Here is a 15,614-nt window from a genome sequence, read left to right as displayed (position 1 = left end):
GCGCATATTAACTTTGTAAAGACCGAGAGTCAAAGGAAAAGGCCTTGCAGGCACACTTTCCCTCCAATATTCGCTTCCTGAGCGGCGGACAGTTTAAAATGTCAGATTCAATTACGCCATGCTTTATGGAAAAAATATGTCACCTTTAATTTTAGCCTCTACTTCGCCCTACCGCCGAGCTTTACTTGAAAAGCTCGGTGTTGAATTCATTTGTGCCGCGCCCGACACGGATGAAACCCCAAAAGATGGAGAGTCAGCAACCGATCTCGTCCAGCGTTTAGCACAAGAAAAAGCACACTCTCTGAGCGAAAAATTCCCTAATCATTTTATTATTGGCTCCGATCAGGTCTGCGTTATTGATGGGAAAATCGTCGGAAAACCGGGTTCGATTGAGAATGCGCATCAACAATTGCGAGCCGCTAGTGGAAAAGTCATTACCTTTTATACCGGCCTCTGCGTGCTAAATAGCCACACAATGCAAAAGGAAATTATTTGTGAGCCTTTCCACGTGCACTTTCGCCGCTTAACCGATGATGAAATCAACGCCTATATTAAACTCGAGATGCCGCTGTATTGTGCAGGCAGTTTTATGTGCGAAGGTGCTGGTATATTGCTGTTTAGCCAGCTTGAAGGCCGAGACCCTAACGCATTAGTGGGTTTGCCTCTAATTGCTCTCAACGAAATTCTGCTGAAATTTGGCTATAACGCATTGCTTGAAGGTCAAAATAAAGCATAAAAAAAGCCGGAGTGATCCGGCTTAGTTAATTTATCAGCGACTAGCTGGCTTTGGTTTTACGCAACACATCGAGACAATGGCGCAATTTCTTGTCCATAGGGGCTTCCACCCGCATGGTTTCGCCTGTATTCGGATGTTCAAAGCGTAATGCGGCAGCATGTAAGAATAAGCGGTCTAGGCCTGTTCCCTTCAGCTCAGCATCAAAATCACGATCGCCATAGCGATCATCGAAAGCAATCGGATGACCAGCATGCAGCGCATGCACGCGGATTTGATGAGTTCGGCCCGTTACTGGGCTGGCCTTCACCAAGGTTGCATGCTCAAAACGCTCTTCAACCTTAAAGCGCGTTTCAGACGGTTTGCCCTCAGCATTAACGCGAACAATACGCTCGCCGCTTTGCAGAATATTTTTGAGTAGCGGCGCCTGCACAACTTTACAATGCGACTGCCACTGACCACGAACCAGCGCCAAATAGTCTTTCTGCATCCCTTTCATGCGCAGTTGCTCATGCAACGCACGCAGTGCAGAACGCTTCTTAGCGACCAATAATACACCGGAGGTTTCACGGTCTAGGCGGTGCACTAGCTCCAGAAAACGCGCTTCTGGACGTAATGCGCGCAGTCCTTCGATAACACCAAAGCTTAAGCCACTGCCGCCATGCACGGCGGTACCCGACGGTTTGTTCAGCACCAATAAATGATCATCTTCAAAGATAATGCAATCATTCAGCGCGGCCACTTTGTCCAGCTTTGCCGAAACGGGAGCCTCATCGCGTTCGGCAATCCGCACCGGTGGGATTCGAACTTCATCACCCGGCTGCAATTTATATTCTGGCTTGATGCGTTTTTTATTAACTCGCACCTCGCCCTTACGCACGATGCGATAAATCATACTTTTTGGCACGCCTTTCAGCTGATTGCGCAAAAAATTATCAATACGCTGCCCTGCCTCATCGGCGGCAATCGTGACTAACTTTACTGAGGTGTTATTCATATTCATGGGCGCGATTTTAAAGAGGCATTCAACGGCATGCCACTTCTTTTTTGAGCTAACGGCAGATTATCGTGAAAGGTAAGAATTATGAGAGCGGAGAGAACGTTTGCGCCCGCATTCTGCCTAATATACGAGCAACCAGACAGACTTGTTGTGAAGTACCGCAAGAATCTTCTTGATAAGGGTAAAAGTCGTCTTGCTATACAGGCCGTTGCAGTGGAATAATGACAAAGATTTCCGCGTTAATTCTCATTAAGACAGGGAAAACGACGGGACTTGACGTTTACTTGATGCCACAGAAATGCAGCAATGGCGTAAGACGTAGTGTGAAATCAAGTAATTAGCGGGCTGTGGGTAGCAGTCTGACCTAAAACATGGAATCAGCAATGCTGCATATTTTTGCAATCATTGACTGATAAACAGTGCTGTGTTTCACAAAGCTGTATTTTCGCTAAGAAACATAGGCTTACCGAAATATGCGCCCCTATGCAGGCGACAACCGTGAGGTTGACGACTTTGCGATAAGACTCGGGGTCATCGGTCTTCCTCTCGGTCAGGACGTTATTTTGCCCGCAGCTTAGTTGCCAATGCAAAAAAAATGAGTAAGTTGAAGATGAAAAGAATGTTGATTAACGCAACTCAGCAGGAAGAGTTGCGTGTTGCCCTAGTAGACGGACAGCGTCTGTACGATCTGGATATTGAAAGCCCAGGCCACGAACAGAAAAAAGCGAATATCTACAAGGGAAAAATAACCCGTATTGAGCCAAGTCTGGAAGCTGCTTTTGTAGATTACGGTGCTGAACGACATGGTTTTCTCCCCCTCAAAGAAATTGCCCGCGAATATTTCCCAAACAATTACTCCTCACATGGCCGTCCAAACATCAAAGATGTTTTACGCGAAGGTCAGGAAGTTATTGTTCAGGTTGACAAAGAAGAGCGTGGCAACAAAGGCGCGGCACTAACAACGTTTATCAGCCTTGCTGGTAGTTACTTAGTACTGATGCCTAATAACCCACGCGCTGGCGGGATCTCTCGTCGCATCGAAGGTGATGACCGCACTGAATTGAAAGAAGCCCTTTCTTCTCTGCAGTTACCCGACGGCATGGGCCTTATTGTTCGTACCGCAGGCGTTGGCAAATCAGCCGAAGCCCTGCAATGGGATCTGTCATTCCGCTTGAAACATTGGGATGCCATTAAAAAAGCCGCTGAAGGCCGCCCTGCTCCGTTCCTTATCCATCAGGAAAGCAACGTTATTGTTCGCGCATTCCGCGACTACCTGCGCCCAGACATTGGCGAAATCCTGATTGATAATCCAAAAATTCTCGATCTGGCCAAACAGCATATCGCCGCGCTGGGACGTCCTGATTTTAGCAGCAAGATTAAACTCTATACCGGTGAAATCCCGCTGTTTAGCCACTACCAAATCGAATCTCAGATTGAGTCAGCATTCCAACGTGAAGTTCGCCTGCCTTCCGGCGGCTCCATTGTTATTGACTCCACTGAAGCCCTGACAGCTATCGACATCAACTCCGCACGCGCTACACGCGGTGGTGACATCGAAGAAACCGCATTCAACACCAACCTTGAAGCCGCTGATGAAATTGCTCGCCAGCTGCGTCTGCGTGACCTTGGTGGCCTGATTGTTATCGACTTCATCGATATGACGCCAGTTCGTCATCAGCGCGAAGTTGAAAACCGTCTGCGTGATGCTGTTCGCCAAGACCGAGCGCGTATTCAGATTGGTCGCATCTCTCGCTTTGGCCTGCTTGAAATGTCTCGTCAACGCCTCAGCCCATCACTGGGTGAGTCAAGCCACCACGTTTGCCCGCGCTGTAACGGCACCGGTACCGTGCGTGATAACGAGTCACTTTCACTCTCCATCCTGCGTTTGATTGAAGAAGAAGCGCTGAAAGAGAACACCAATGAAGTTCACGCTATCGTTCCAGTTCCGGTTGCCTCTTACCTGCTGAACGAAAAACGTGAATCTGTTAGCGCCATCGAAAAACGTCAGGACGGCGTTAAAGTTATCGTGGTGCCTAACGACCAGATGCAAACTCCGCACTACAACGTAGTTCGTGTGCGCAAAGGTGAAGAGACCAGCACCCTTAGCTATCTGCTGCCTCAGTTGCATGAAGCGGAAACGCTGACCGCCGAGGAAGAACCAGTTCTGGAACGTAAACGTCCAGAACAGCCTGCGTTGGCGGCATTCTCACTGGATGTTGAAGCGCCACCGGCAGAAACAGCGACTCCGGTAGCTGCTGCGCCTGCGGCCAAAACCGTAGCTCAACCTGAAACACCTGCTCAACCAGGTTTAGTAAGCCGTTTCTTCTCTGCGCTGAAAAACATTTTTGCAGGTTCTGAGCCTGAGCAAAAACCAGCCGTAGAAGTTTCAACGCCTGCTGAAGAACCTCGCCGTCAGAATCAGGATCGTCGTAACAACAACCGCCGCCAGCAGAATGGCCGCCGCGATCGTAATGACCGCTCTGACCGTAGCAACGACCGTAACGAGCGCAACAACGATCGTAACGACCGCGGTGAGCGCACCGAACGCAGCAACGAGCGTAATAACGACCGCAACAGCAACCGTGAAGACCAGCGTCGCAACCGTCGTCAGTCAACACAACCAGTAAATGCTGATGTGAGCGTTGAAACAGCGAACGTAGAACAACGTGATGAGCAGCAGCCTCGCCGTGAGCCGCGTAATAACGATCGCCAACGTCGCCGTACTGAAGATAAGCGTCAAGCCCAGCAGGAAGTTAAAGCGCTGGAAAACAACGATGTCGCAGTAGCGAATGAGGCTGAAGAAAACAGCCGCGAAGAGAATCAGCACGTGCCGCGCCGTCAGCGTCGCCAACTGACTCAGAAAGTTCGCTTCACGACTCAAGCTGAAGACGATGCCGCCGCAGCTCTGGCCACAGCATCTGTCCCTGCCGTTGTCACAGCGCCAGTGGTTGCAGAAACCGCACCACAAGCTGAACCAGCACAGCAGCAAAACAATGATGATGAAGGGTTCCGTGATAACCGCCAAGGTGAAAACGGTATGCCACGTCGTTCACGTCGCTCTCCTCGCCATCTGCGTGTGAGCGGCCAGCGTCGTCGTCGTTATCGTGATGAGCGTTATCCAACTCAGTCGCCAATGCCGTTGGCATTTGCAGCAGCATCACCTGAGATGGCTTCTGGCAAGGTGTGGATTAGCTATCCAGTCGCACAGCCGGCTATCGCGGAGACAGAAGTTGAAACACAGGCTGCCGCTATCGAACAACCGATTGAACAAGCACCTGTTTCACTGGCCAACGAATCTGTGACTGAACATGTTGCTGAGCAGCCTGTTATCGCCGAAGAACCTGTTGCCACACCTGTCGTTGTTGAGCCTGTTGTTGCTGTATCAAACGTGGTTGAACCAGCCGTTGTTGCGCCAGTTGTAGAGAAGCCCGCTGCCTCCGCACCGGTCGTCGCTACCTCTGCAGCAGCAGTCCCAGCTGCGTTTGACGCCATCGTGCCAGCTCAAGTTATCAATGACGAACCGACCGCTGTTGAAGAACCAACACCAGCAGTTGAAGAGCCAGCGGTCGATGATAAAGTCACTGTAGTTGAAGAAACGACGTCTGAAGCGCCTGTCGTAACAGATACCGTAATGACAGAAACTGTCGTTGAAGAGACTTCTGCAGAGCCTGCTATCGTAGAAACAACTGCGGTCGAAACGCCAGCTGTTGAAGCAACGGAAGAAGCGGTAGTTGACGAATTGACAGCTGAAGAACCGGTTGCTCAAGTTGTTGCCGAAGAACCTGTGCAACCAGTCGTAGCAGCGAAGCCTGTTGTCGTTGTTGCAGCGAAAGCGCAACGCGTGGCATCAGCGCCGATGACCAAGGCTCCAGCGCCAGAATATGTACCTTCTGCGCCTGTCGTCAGCAACTGGCAACGCCCTACTCTGGATTTGCAGAGCAAAGGCGGTGCCGGTGGACACGCTGCGGTGAGCCAAGCGACGGCTCCAGCGACCAAGCCACCAGCGGTTACTGACTAATCAGCGAGTGTAGTAAATAAAAAACCCGCCGATGGCGGGTTTTTTATATCGATTAATTAAATAGGAATATATTTACTAAATAACAAAAATCATTCTCAGTTATTTAATAATACATATCATAATTAATTAGCATAATAATTAATCATCGTTTGAGCTATGATAAGTTTCTTACAGATGAAATATAATTTGGCTAGAATTTCCAGCATCTCACTGTATTATGCCCGCACAGTCTCCGGCTGCATGATGCAATGGGCATTAAGGAAAACCTTAGCCCCCGGAGACTGGCTATACCCACGTGTTTCGTATTAAAGAGTGGGCACGTAGTGAGTTATATCGCTATACTCGACACGCAGACGCTAGAATATATTCATCCACACGCCTGCTCTATATATCAGGCAATCTGATGTAATACTTTTATATCGAGTGTTTCCAGTTTTCCTTCAACTTCTTTTACGAAGTTCTGGAAATGGACGGTATTATTATGACGATCTACCGCTTCCTGAGACGCCCACACCTCGAAGAAAACATAGGTCCCTTTGTGTCCAATCTCCTCATGCAGATCATATTGGATATTACCCATTTCTTGTCTGCTTGGCTCAACAACACGCTCAACCGCGCTGTGAATAGCCGCTTTGTGTTCAGGTTTAGCTATTAAAGTTGCAACTATACGAACTTCACTCATCGTGGTGCTCCTTTTTCATGTCCACTGAATTCATTCATGTAAAACCTATTGCCAGACTACGCTTTTTATCACACAAAATCCTGCTGGAATTATATGAATTATCAATAGAACACAACAAACGAGTGCATCTTAGTCCATTTGCCCTTATCCTTATCCCCCGCCACAAAAACACATTTTCATCCTTCAGTTGGAAAGTGTGTCTCGCAAGATCTGTATCGTCAACATCACTCATGACAGCATTGTCAGCCGGAGCCTTGTAATGACCGTAATGCAGCACGCCCTTAAGATCCGCCGCCCAGATGACTGGCATCTCCATCTTCGCGATGACGAAATGCTGAAAACCGTTTTGCCGCATACTAGCCAGCACTTTGCCCGTGCTATTGTGATGCCTAATCTGGTTCCGCCGATCACCAGCATTGCTCAGGCGCAGGCTTATCGCCAACGTATTCTTGATGCTGTTCCAGCAGAGCATAACTTTACACCGCTGATGACCTGTTATTTAACCGATGGCTTAGATGCCAACGAGTTAATCTCTGGCCATGCCGATGGCGTATTTACAGCTGCCAAGCTTTATCCAGCAAATGCGACCACCAATTCCAAACATGGCGTAACCTCAGTTCCAGGGCTTTACCCGCTGTTTGAACAAATGCAGAAAAGCGGCATGCCGCTGCTTATTCACGGAGAAGTCACGCTGCACGATGTTGATATTTTCGACCGCGAGGCGCGTTTTATTGACGAAGTGATGCTGCCATTACGCCAGAACTTCCCTGAGCTAAAAATTGTCTTCGAGCACATTACTACCCGAGAAGCCGCCGAGTTTGTGACTGAGGGTAATGAGTATCTCGCGGCCACCATTACGCCACAGCATCTGATGTTTAACCGTAACCATATGCTGGTTGGCGGCATCCGCCCGCATTTATTCTGCCTGCCAATATTGAAGCGCAGCACCCACCAAGAAGCCCTGCGTAAGGCAGCGACCAGCGGCAACACCCGCTTCTTCCTTGGCACCGACTCAGCACCTCATTCACGACAGCGTAAAGAGTCTAGCTGTGGCTGTGCGGGGGTATTTAACGCACCGACAGCGCTCCAAGCCTACGCAGCGGTATTTGAACAAGAGAATGCGCTACAGCACCTCGAAGCATTCTGCTCTCTCAATGGCCCCGCTTTCTATAACTTGCCAGTTAACGACAGCTATATTGAGTTGGTACGTGAACCCGTTACTATCGAAGAATCTATTCCCTGCGGCGATGATACGTTAATCCCATTCTTAGCTGGTGAAACCGTTCAATGGACAGTAAAGGCCTAAACTCGGCCGCAGAGTGATACCTGAAAGTTAAATTAACCCACTTCTCAGAGTGGGTTAATCAATTAAAATGGAAGATGAAATGAATAATACGGAGAACCTACTTGAGCTCCGAAACATTTGCTTTAGCGCAGACCAGCAGATCATTATCGATAATCTCTCACTTACGCTTCAGCCCAAAGAGCTTAAAGTTATCACCGGCCCTTCTGGCTGTGGAAAAAGCACCCTGCTAAAAATTATCGCCTCACTGTTTCCTCCAACCTCGGGTGATATTTTTCTCAAAGGTAAAAATATCCTCACTCTGAAACCAGAGGCGTATCGCCAGCAAGTTTCATACTGCTTCCAAACCCCGATGTTGTTCGGCGACACGGTCAAAGACAATCTTCAGTTTCCCTATAAAATCCGCGGCGATAAAGTTGATTTAGAAAAAATAAAGCGTGGATTATTACAGTTCGATCTTCCACTGCACTCGCTAGATAAGAAAATCGACGATCTCTCTGGCGGCGAAAAACAGCGCGTTGCTTTGCTGCGCAACATCCAATACCTGCCAGAGATCTTATTGCTAGACGAAATAACCAGCGCGCTAGACGATAAAAATAAGCAAATCGTGCATCAGGTGATTGATGATTTAATTACCCACGCCGGCATTGCTGTTTTGTGGGTCACCCACAACAGCGACGAAATCAGCCAGTCTCATAACCTTCTGCGCATGACAAAATACGAAGCACCAGAGGCCAAACAATGAGCGAACATAACATCACCGACCAATCGTTAATCATGGCATTAGCCCTTGTAGCTATTGCCCTGCTTATCAGCGGGAAAGAAAAACTCGGGTTAGAGAAGGATATTATCTGGAGCGTTACCCGTGCGATTATTCAGCTCATTATCGTTGGCTACGTACTTAAATATATTTTCAATATCGACCACGCGCTACTCACGCTATTGATGGTGCTTTTTATCTGCGTCAACGCGGCCTATAACGCGAAAAAACGCAGCAAAGGTTTAAGCCATGCTTTCGTTATTTCTCTTATTGCTATTGTGACCGGCACCGCGCTCACGTTAGCCGTTCTGATCGGCAGCGGCTCCATTACGTTTACCCCCATGCAGGTCATCCCCATCTCCGGCATGATTGCCGGTAATGCGATGGTTGCCGTTGGATTATGCTACAACAATCTGCGACAGCGTTTTGCCGATGAAAAGCAGAAAGTCCAAGAGATGTTGAGCTTAGGGGCAACACCGAAACAATCATCTGCTTCCATTATTCGTGCCAGTATAAAAGCAGCGCTGATCCCCACCGTTGATTCCGCCAAAACAGTTGGCTTAGTCAGCCTGCCTGGAATGATGTCTGGTTTGATTTTTGCGGGCGTCGATCCGGTCAAAGCGATTCGCTACCAAATCATGGTGACATTCATGCTGCTTTCTACAGCAAGTCTTTCCACTATCATTGCGGGCTATCTTGCCTATAAGAAATTTTATTCTGATCGTTCACAATTATTGTAGTTCACACTCCAATAGCAAAAAGCCCTGCATAATCAGCAGGGCTTTTTATTAGACGAGATATCAGCGATCGGTCATTTCACGCAGCGAGTACACTGCTCTGATTGGATCACTTGGAAGAAGTCATTGCCTTTGTCATCAACCAAAATAAACGCAGGGAAATCTTCAACTTCAATTTTCCAAATGGCTTCCATACCCAGCTCAGGGTATTCAAGACACTCAAGGCTCTTAATACTCTGCTGAGCCAGCACCGCCGCTGGGCCACCAATACTGCCTAGGTAGAAACCACCGTGTTTTTTACACGCATCCGTGACTTGCTGGCTGCGGTTGCCTTTTGCCAACATCACCATGCTGCCACCGTTAGCCTGAAGCAGTTCAACGTAAGAGTCCATACGGCCAGCCGTTGTTGGGCCTAAAGAACCAGACGCGTAACCTTCTGGAGTTTTCGCCGGACCCGCATAATAAATAGGATGATCTTTAACGTATTGAGGCAGGTCTTCACCGTTATCTAAGCGCTCTTTCAGCTTCGCATGAGCAATATCACGGCCAACAACAATAGTTCCGCTCAGCGACAGACGCGTAGAAACCGGATACTGAGAAAGCTGCTGCAATATTTCAGACATCGGACGGTTTAAATCAACTTTAACCGCTTCGCCCTCGCCGGCTTTGCGCAGGTGTTCAGGAATATATTTACCCGGATTGCTTTCCAGTTTTTCAATCCAAATACCTTCACGGTTAATTTTCGCTTTGATATTTCGATCCGCAGAACAGGAAACGCCCATACCCACTGGACACGATGCGCCGTGGCGAGGCAAACGAATAACGCGCACGTCATGAGCGAAATATTTCCCACCAAACTGAGCACCCAGCCCCAAATTCTGCGCTTCTTTCAGCAGTTCTTGTTCCAGCTCGATATCACGGAAGGCCTGACCATGCTCATTACCTTCGGTTGGCAATCCGTCATAGTATTTCGTCGAGGCCAGCTTCACGGTTTTTAGCGTAGATTCAGCGGAGGTGCCGCCAATAACAAACGCAACGTGATAAGGAGGACAGGCTGCTGTACCCAAAGTACGCATTTTATCCACCAGATAATTTTTGAGCTTGCCTGGCGTTAATAGCGCTTTGGTTTCCTGATAGAGATAGGTTTTGTTCGCAGAACCGCCGCCTTTAGCAATGCACAGGAATTTATACTCATCGCCATCGACGCTGTATAAATCGATCTGTGCAGGCAGATTGCTGCCGGTATTCACTTCTTTATACATATCCAGCGCCGCATTTTGCGAATAGCGCAGGTTATCTTCAATATAAGTGTTGTAGACACCACGAGACAGCGCCGCTTCGTCACCGCCGCCGGTCCATACTCGCTGGCCTTTTTTGCCTACGATAATTGCCGTGCCCGTATCCTGACAGGTAGGCAGAATGCCTTTTGCCGCAATCTCTGAGTTGCGCAGAAATTGCAGGGCAACATATTTATCGTTCTCGCTGGCTTCTGGATCGTCCAGAATTTGAGCGACTTGCTGCTGATGTGCAGGGCGCAGCATGAAAGAAGCATCATGGAAAGCATGCTGTGCAAGGAGAGTCAGCGCCTGCGGCTCAACCTTCAGGATTTCTTGCCCTTCAAACTCGGCAACGGACACATGATCTCGACTTAACAGATAGTATTCAGTCTCGTCTTTTTTCAGCGGGAACGGATCTTGGTAATGAAATGGCTTATTTGACATTTTTTTCTCACTTGCAACATCAGCTTCAGTAGATTCACACTCACGCGGCCTGTTCTTCGCCGGCTCACTGTGTAAAGAAAACACCACCACCTTACGTGTTTTTAGCCTGTTGATTCTTGAGCTAAATCCAAAATATACCCTCTAATTATAAAGGGGTACTTTTTGCATAGGTGCTTTCCGGCTTCACAGGGTGAGAACTGCGGGTACAGACTATTTGTATCTATATTTATTATCCCGTAGTTAACACAATGATTACAATCACTACAACCCGATCGGCATCTCAATGTGGCACATTACTTATGTAATGCGCACAAAAAAGCGGCCCTGAGGCCGCTTCACACAAATAATCTTGGTTATGCGTTTTTGTAGCGCACAGCCAGCGCGTTCGCGGCAACCATCGCTTCATAAACGTCATCCGCCGTCAATTCCATCGGCACATTGCCCATGGTATCACCGTCAGCGCAGGCAATTTCTGCTACCTTGCGCCATTCGGCCTCAACGAATGTTTTCAGGCCCATGTCCTGCAGCGTCAGTGGCAAACCAGCAACTTTGATGATACGTACGACTTCGTCGATTTCTGCACGCGGTGCATTTTCCAGCACCAACTGAGTGAGCAGGCCAAACACCACTTTTTCACCGTGCTGCGCGCGATGTAAATCAGGTACCGCTGACATACCATTGTTTACCGCGTGAGCCGCGGCTAAGCCACCGGCTTCTGCGCCGACGCCGCTGAGATAAATCGTCGCTTCAATGGTTTGTTCCAAAGCGGGCGTGGAGACTTTATTTTTCACCGCATCCATGGCTGCGTCGACGTTTTCACTCAGCAATTGATAGCAGAGCTGTGCTAAGCCTAGACCGGTACGGGAAGGCTTTTTCAAAACTAAATTGACACCGTCAGCTGCATAGCAGGCACGAGCCTCAAAGTAAGTGGCTAACGCATCGCCCACGCCTGCGGCAAAGAAACGCACCGGAGCAGCGGCAATAATGGATGTATCCGCAATAACGGCATCTGGATTTTGTGGCAGGAATAGATAGCGCTCAAACTCACCTTGCTCGGTATAAATAACGGCCAGTGCAGTGCACGGCGCATCGGTAGAGGCAATCGTTGGGAACAAAATGACGGGAAGTTTATGGTAATAAGCAACGGCTTTTGCAGAGTCTAACGTTTTACCACCGCCAATACCGACGATAACATTGGCCTGCTGAGCCTCGGCTAAAGCACCTAAGCGTCTGATCTCAACTTCGGTACACTCATAATTGAATTTCTCACTTGCACCCTTCAATCCGGCTTGTTTAAGCCCAGCGATAGCTTCGTCATTCACGCGTTGCAAAATAAATTCATCGCTGATAATAAACGCATTATCGCCAAAATCTTTCACGTAATCATGCATCTGCTGAAGAAGACCACGTCCAATGACAAATTTTTTCGGTGAAGTAACCGTGCGAGGTGTTTTATTCATGGTGACACTCCTAAAAATGGCAGCGTGATTTGCTGAAGGTGATTTTTGTTAGGAAAATATTTACCTTTTTTAAAGGATACGCTTTCCAAGGCCCCTAAACTACCTTCAGGAGAAATAAGCTAACCATTTAGGGTTATCATTTTATCAAGAGTATATTTTCAGATAAAAAGGGAGGTTTCGACGAAAAAACAAACGCTGAAATAGTTAAATAGCCTCATAAAATACTGCTGTTTGTTTATGAGATTTTTCTATTTCTGGTTTTATTCTAAACAAAAATTAAAGAATTTATTCATATTACAAATAGAGCTAAGCAACAACTTTATTTGCATAACTCCAAGAGTTACCATCTCAAACATGGCTTACTTTTGATGGAGTATCTGTATGAATATTGCCTATGATAGAAACAGAAATCCTTTACGTGTTGGTGCTCATGTTATTGAAAATGGCACACGTAGAGTCATGGTGATCACAGCAATTAACGATGAAAAATTGGCAAGAGAAAAAGTTCGCGCGGCAAAATGTGTGCTTTGTCATGGTGACTCCAACGCTTATGCCCCTCAAGATCTCATCTTACTTGGACATTAATAAACATTGAGACCAGCCTTCACTCTTTTATATATGCAAAAAAGCCTGAACATTAATGCTCAGGCTTTTCTTTTGAGAAATAACTCAGATTAATCTTTTTTCTCAAGCAGGTGACGATAAATCAGGCCACCAATAATCCCACCAATAATTGGCATTACCCAGAATACCCACAGCTGTTGCAGCGCCCAAGTACCTTGGAAGATAGCAACGGCAGTACTACGTGCTGGGTTTACCGAGGTATTTGTAACAGGAATACTGATCAAGTGAATCAAGGTTAACGCTAAACCAATCGCTAAAGGCGCAAAGCCAGCTGGAGCACGTTTATCAGTCACACCATGAATAACGATTAAGAAGAAAGCTGTCAGAACAATTTCAGCCACGATAGCGGCCTGCAGGGAGAACCCGCCAGGTGAATGCTCGCCAAAACCATTAGATGCAAAGCCGCTCGCCGTTGCATCAAAGCCCGCCTTACCACTTGCAATGACATACAGAATTGCGGCACCAACGATACCACCAATAACCTGAGCGACAATATATGGCACAACTTCTTTCGCACTAAAACGACCGCCGGCCCACAGACCTAAAGTTACTGCTGGGTTAAAATGCCCACCAGAAATGTGGCCCACGGCATATGCCATAGTCAGAACGGTCAGGCCAAATGCCAATGCAACACCAGCAAAACCAATACCTAATTCAGGAAAACCTGCTGCTAATACGGCGCTACCACAGCCACCAAATACTAGCCAGAACGTACCAAAAAACTCTGCCGATAATTTTTTAAACATTACTACCTCAGCAATCAAAATAAGGGTTCATTGGCAGAGATATGTTTATCCCACTGCCAATACCGTATCTTTTATAGGCACTCTAATCAGGCATGTTCTATATAAAATAAAAACAAAAGATCGCTTGCTTAACTCTCTCCGCGTACAAACGATTATTACGTCCATGTCAAAATAAGCCTAACCCCCACACATCCCGTGTTGAGAAATAAGCTTTATTTAAATAGGTATCCAATTTTTTTATGTATTCTCCACAAGTTTCATTTTTTCTCAAGAAAAACTTGTTGAGATTATTCTGGGATAATCTTGAAAATCAGTCTATTAGTCTAATGTCCATTACATAAGCACCATTTATGCAACAACTCTCATAAACCGCTTAGTTAAATTCTATACGATCTTTGACTAATTGCCTTTTTTAGCAGAAAAATTTCACATTATTTTTTATGGATTGATATGCGGCTTAGAAATATCTGCTTTTTGGCAGACTTCAGTAAAAATCTGCATTCTTTCGCACGTTTTATCCACGGCAAAAACCATCATGTAGCAGAAGATAAGGAATCCAACGAGGCAGAATAGGATAAGCAGTAGTTTTGTTTTCATCGGCAGTTAGATAGACGTATGTATCGCTGTTAATGTGGGCTAGGCCAACAATATCAGAAGAAACTTAAACTAAGACTCTACAGACTTATGTCAGAACTATCAAACAGCACATAATGCTAACAGATGAAACGCACTCGGCACGAAAAGACACGCGCTACATGGAGGCGCCGAACACGTTTCTCTGTTACCACTTGTTCGTAGCCTCCAAGGATAGGATCGCTTGACGAAAGTTTCAAGCCTCTGCCGCCTCAACATATTGTAATCTAAGGATTAGGTAATAAAATCCTGCCGTTTAATCTGAGCAGTGTGAAGCGGTATCTCCCCTAACATACTGACATATCTATAAAATAAAAAAGCCAGCCGTTCAGCTGGCTCCAAAAAGTATGCTATGACGCGATAGGAACAATCGTACTCTTATAGCGTTCAAGCACGGATGATTTAGCATCCTGCGGGTTTTTCAGCGTCCAAAGATTACGATTGATACCATCATTCACTAAGTAGATAACACCTGTTTCTATCGCTGACATCACACAAAGCATAACGGGTTCATTAGTTGTGTAACCAATTTCGCCTTCAAGCAGACGCTGGTAATCTATATATCGAAACACGCCGGCCTGCACTTCATAAGACAAAATAGTTTTGCTGGTATTTACCGATGATAAAACCTGTCCTGTATTCACATCAACTACGCGCAGGTTAACCGCAATCTGATCAAGCTGATATTGCGTGCTAGCGCCAATACCAAAGAATCTTGCCCCTGCTCCCCCAGATTTCACATTGCTTTCATAGCCAATAATCGATCCTTCAACCAGCACATTCGCCGCAACTAAGGAAGAAAGCTGATGCTGGTTATTTACGGCAGCGGTGCCATTTTCTTGTGCTGCACGAATAATTTTTCGCTCATTTAGCAGGTTCTGTAATCCTTGGCGTTCTAAAGGAATAAACCACCCAGAATCCTTTAATGCGGAAACTAGCATAGCGGTTGCACTTTGTGGTACCGCGGTAGAAAAGTTACTGGCTGGATAAGGTTTAAACTGCCCCGTCTCATCTTGAATATTGTAAACCGAAACAAATAGCTTACCTGCTGGCTCCGGCAAATGCGTTAAATCTTGATAGCTTTGTGCTCGTGGCATTAGCGTAGGTTTCGCGGCTTGTTTAGGTGGTGCCGTCAAACATCCGCTTAAAAAAAGTACCGAAATGATCAATAAATAGCTGCGCATGGCTCATCATCCC

The 15,614-nt window shown here is 47.0% G+C and carries 12 protein-coding genes; 6 read left to right on the top strand and 6 right to left on the bottom strand.

Annotated elements, in window-relative coordinates; genetic code table 11:
- Nucleotides 1–136 precede the first annotated feature (136 nt).
- Nucleotides 137–736: a Maf family protein gene (locus RSC70_RS08845; protein ID WP_130999075.1), complete on the top strand. Its 600-nt coding sequence runs from the start codon at nt 137–139 to the stop codon at nt 734–736.
- A gap of 40 nt (nt 737–776) precedes the next feature.
- Here the strand turns inward: RSC70_RS08845 and rluC are convergent, their stop codons facing one another.
- Entirely contained in the window at nt 777–1,736 is a 960-nt protein-coding gene (rluC, locus tag RSC70_RS08840; RefSeq protein WP_025797197.1) for a 23S rRNA pseudouridine(955/2504/2580) synthase RluC, read from the bottom strand.
- A 607-nt stretch (nt 1,737–2,343) separates the two neighbouring features.
- On the opposite strand from rluC, the gene rne reads away from it, so the two are divergent.
- Complete coding sequence (gene rne, locus RSC70_RS08835) at nt 2,344–5,751, top strand: ribonuclease E (RefSeq protein WP_332542301.1); 3,408 nt, start codon at nt 2,344–2,346, stop codon at nt 5,749–5,751.
- Between the two features lie 391 nt (nt 5,752–6,142).
- Here rne and RSC70_RS08830 read toward each other — a convergent pair whose 3' ends face one another.
- The gene (locus tag RSC70_RS08830; protein ID WP_043493705.1) at nt 6,143–6,433 is read right to left on the bottom strand and encodes a putative quinol monooxygenase; all 291 of its coding nucleotides are present in this window, start codon (nt 6,431–6,433) and stop codon (nt 6,143–6,145) included.
- A 259-nt stretch (nt 6,434–6,692) separates the two neighbouring features.
- Between RSC70_RS08830 and pyrC the strand changes: the two genes are divergently transcribed.
- From pyrC to fetB, 3 genes are all read left to right on the top strand, one after another.
- Nucleotides 6,693–7,739 (top strand): dihydroorotase, encoded by a 1,047-nt coding sequence (gene pyrC / locus RSC70_RS08825; RefSeq protein WP_130999073.1) that lies wholly within the window; start codon nt 6,693–6,695, stop codon nt 7,737–7,739.
- Between the two features lie 79 nt (nt 7,740–7,818).
- The gene (fetA, locus tag RSC70_RS08820) at nt 7,819–8,481 is read left to right on the top strand and encodes an iron efflux ABC transporter ATP-binding subunit FetA (protein ID WP_040046504.1); all 663 of its coding nucleotides are present in this window, start codon (nt 7,819–7,821) and stop codon (nt 8,479–8,481) included.
- Nucleotides 8,478–9,236, top strand: a complete 759-nt coding sequence (gene fetB, locus RSC70_RS08815; protein ID WP_040046503.1) for an iron efflux ABC transporter permease subunit FetB — start codon at nt 8,478–8,480, stop codon at nt 9,234–9,236. The genes fetA and fetB overlap by 4 nt, the downstream gene beginning before the upstream one ends.
- A gap of 71 nt (nt 9,237–9,307) precedes the next feature.
- On the opposite strand, the gene fumA is transcribed toward fetB, so the two are convergent.
- Together fumA and RSC70_RS08805 are read right to left on the bottom strand one after the other, a co-directional pair.
- Nucleotides 9,308–10,954, bottom strand: a complete 1,647-nt coding sequence (gene fumA / locus RSC70_RS08810) for a class I fumarate hydratase FumA (RefSeq protein WP_332542245.1) — start codon at nt 10,952–10,954, stop codon at nt 9,308–9,310.
- A gap of 353 nt (nt 10,955–11,307) precedes the next feature.
- Complete coding sequence (locus RSC70_RS08805) at nt 11,308–12,414, bottom strand: glycerol dehydrogenase (RefSeq protein ID WP_332542244.1); 1,107 nt, start codon at nt 12,412–12,414, stop codon at nt 11,308–11,310.
- Between the two features lie 381 nt (nt 12,415–12,795).
- On the opposite strand from RSC70_RS08805, the gene RSC70_RS08800 reads away from it, so the two are divergent.
- The gene (locus RSC70_RS08800; protein WP_043493710.1) at nt 12,796–12,999 is read left to right on the top strand and encodes a putative selenium delivery protein YdfZ; all 204 of its coding nucleotides are present in this window, start codon (nt 12,796–12,798) and stop codon (nt 12,997–12,999) included.
- A gap of 89 nt (nt 13,000–13,088) precedes the next feature.
- Here RSC70_RS08800 and aqpZ read toward each other — a convergent pair whose 3' ends face one another.
- Both aqpZ and csgG read right to left on the bottom strand, forming a co-directional pair.
- Nucleotides 13,089–13,784 (bottom strand): aquaporin Z, encoded by a 696-nt coding sequence (gene aqpZ, locus RSC70_RS08795; RefSeq protein WP_025797214.1) that lies wholly within the window; start codon nt 13,782–13,784, stop codon nt 13,089–13,091.
- A gap of 983 nt (nt 13,785–14,767) precedes the next feature.
- Nucleotides 14,768–15,601, bottom strand: coding sequence for a curli production assembly/transport protein CsgG (gene csgG / locus RSC70_RS08790; RefSeq protein ID WP_025797216.1), 834 nt, complete (start codon nt 15,599–15,601; stop codon nt 14,768–14,770).
- Nucleotides 15,602–15,614 lie beyond the last annotated feature (13 nt).

It is taken from the genome of Hafnia sp. (assembly GCF_036648275.1).
GTDB lineage: Bacteria > Pseudomonadota > Gammaproteobacteria > Enterobacterales > Enterobacteriaceae > Hafnia > Hafnia alvei.
Note: the sequence above shows the minus strand (reverse complement) of the source record. Positions and strands in the feature narration are given on the sequence as shown.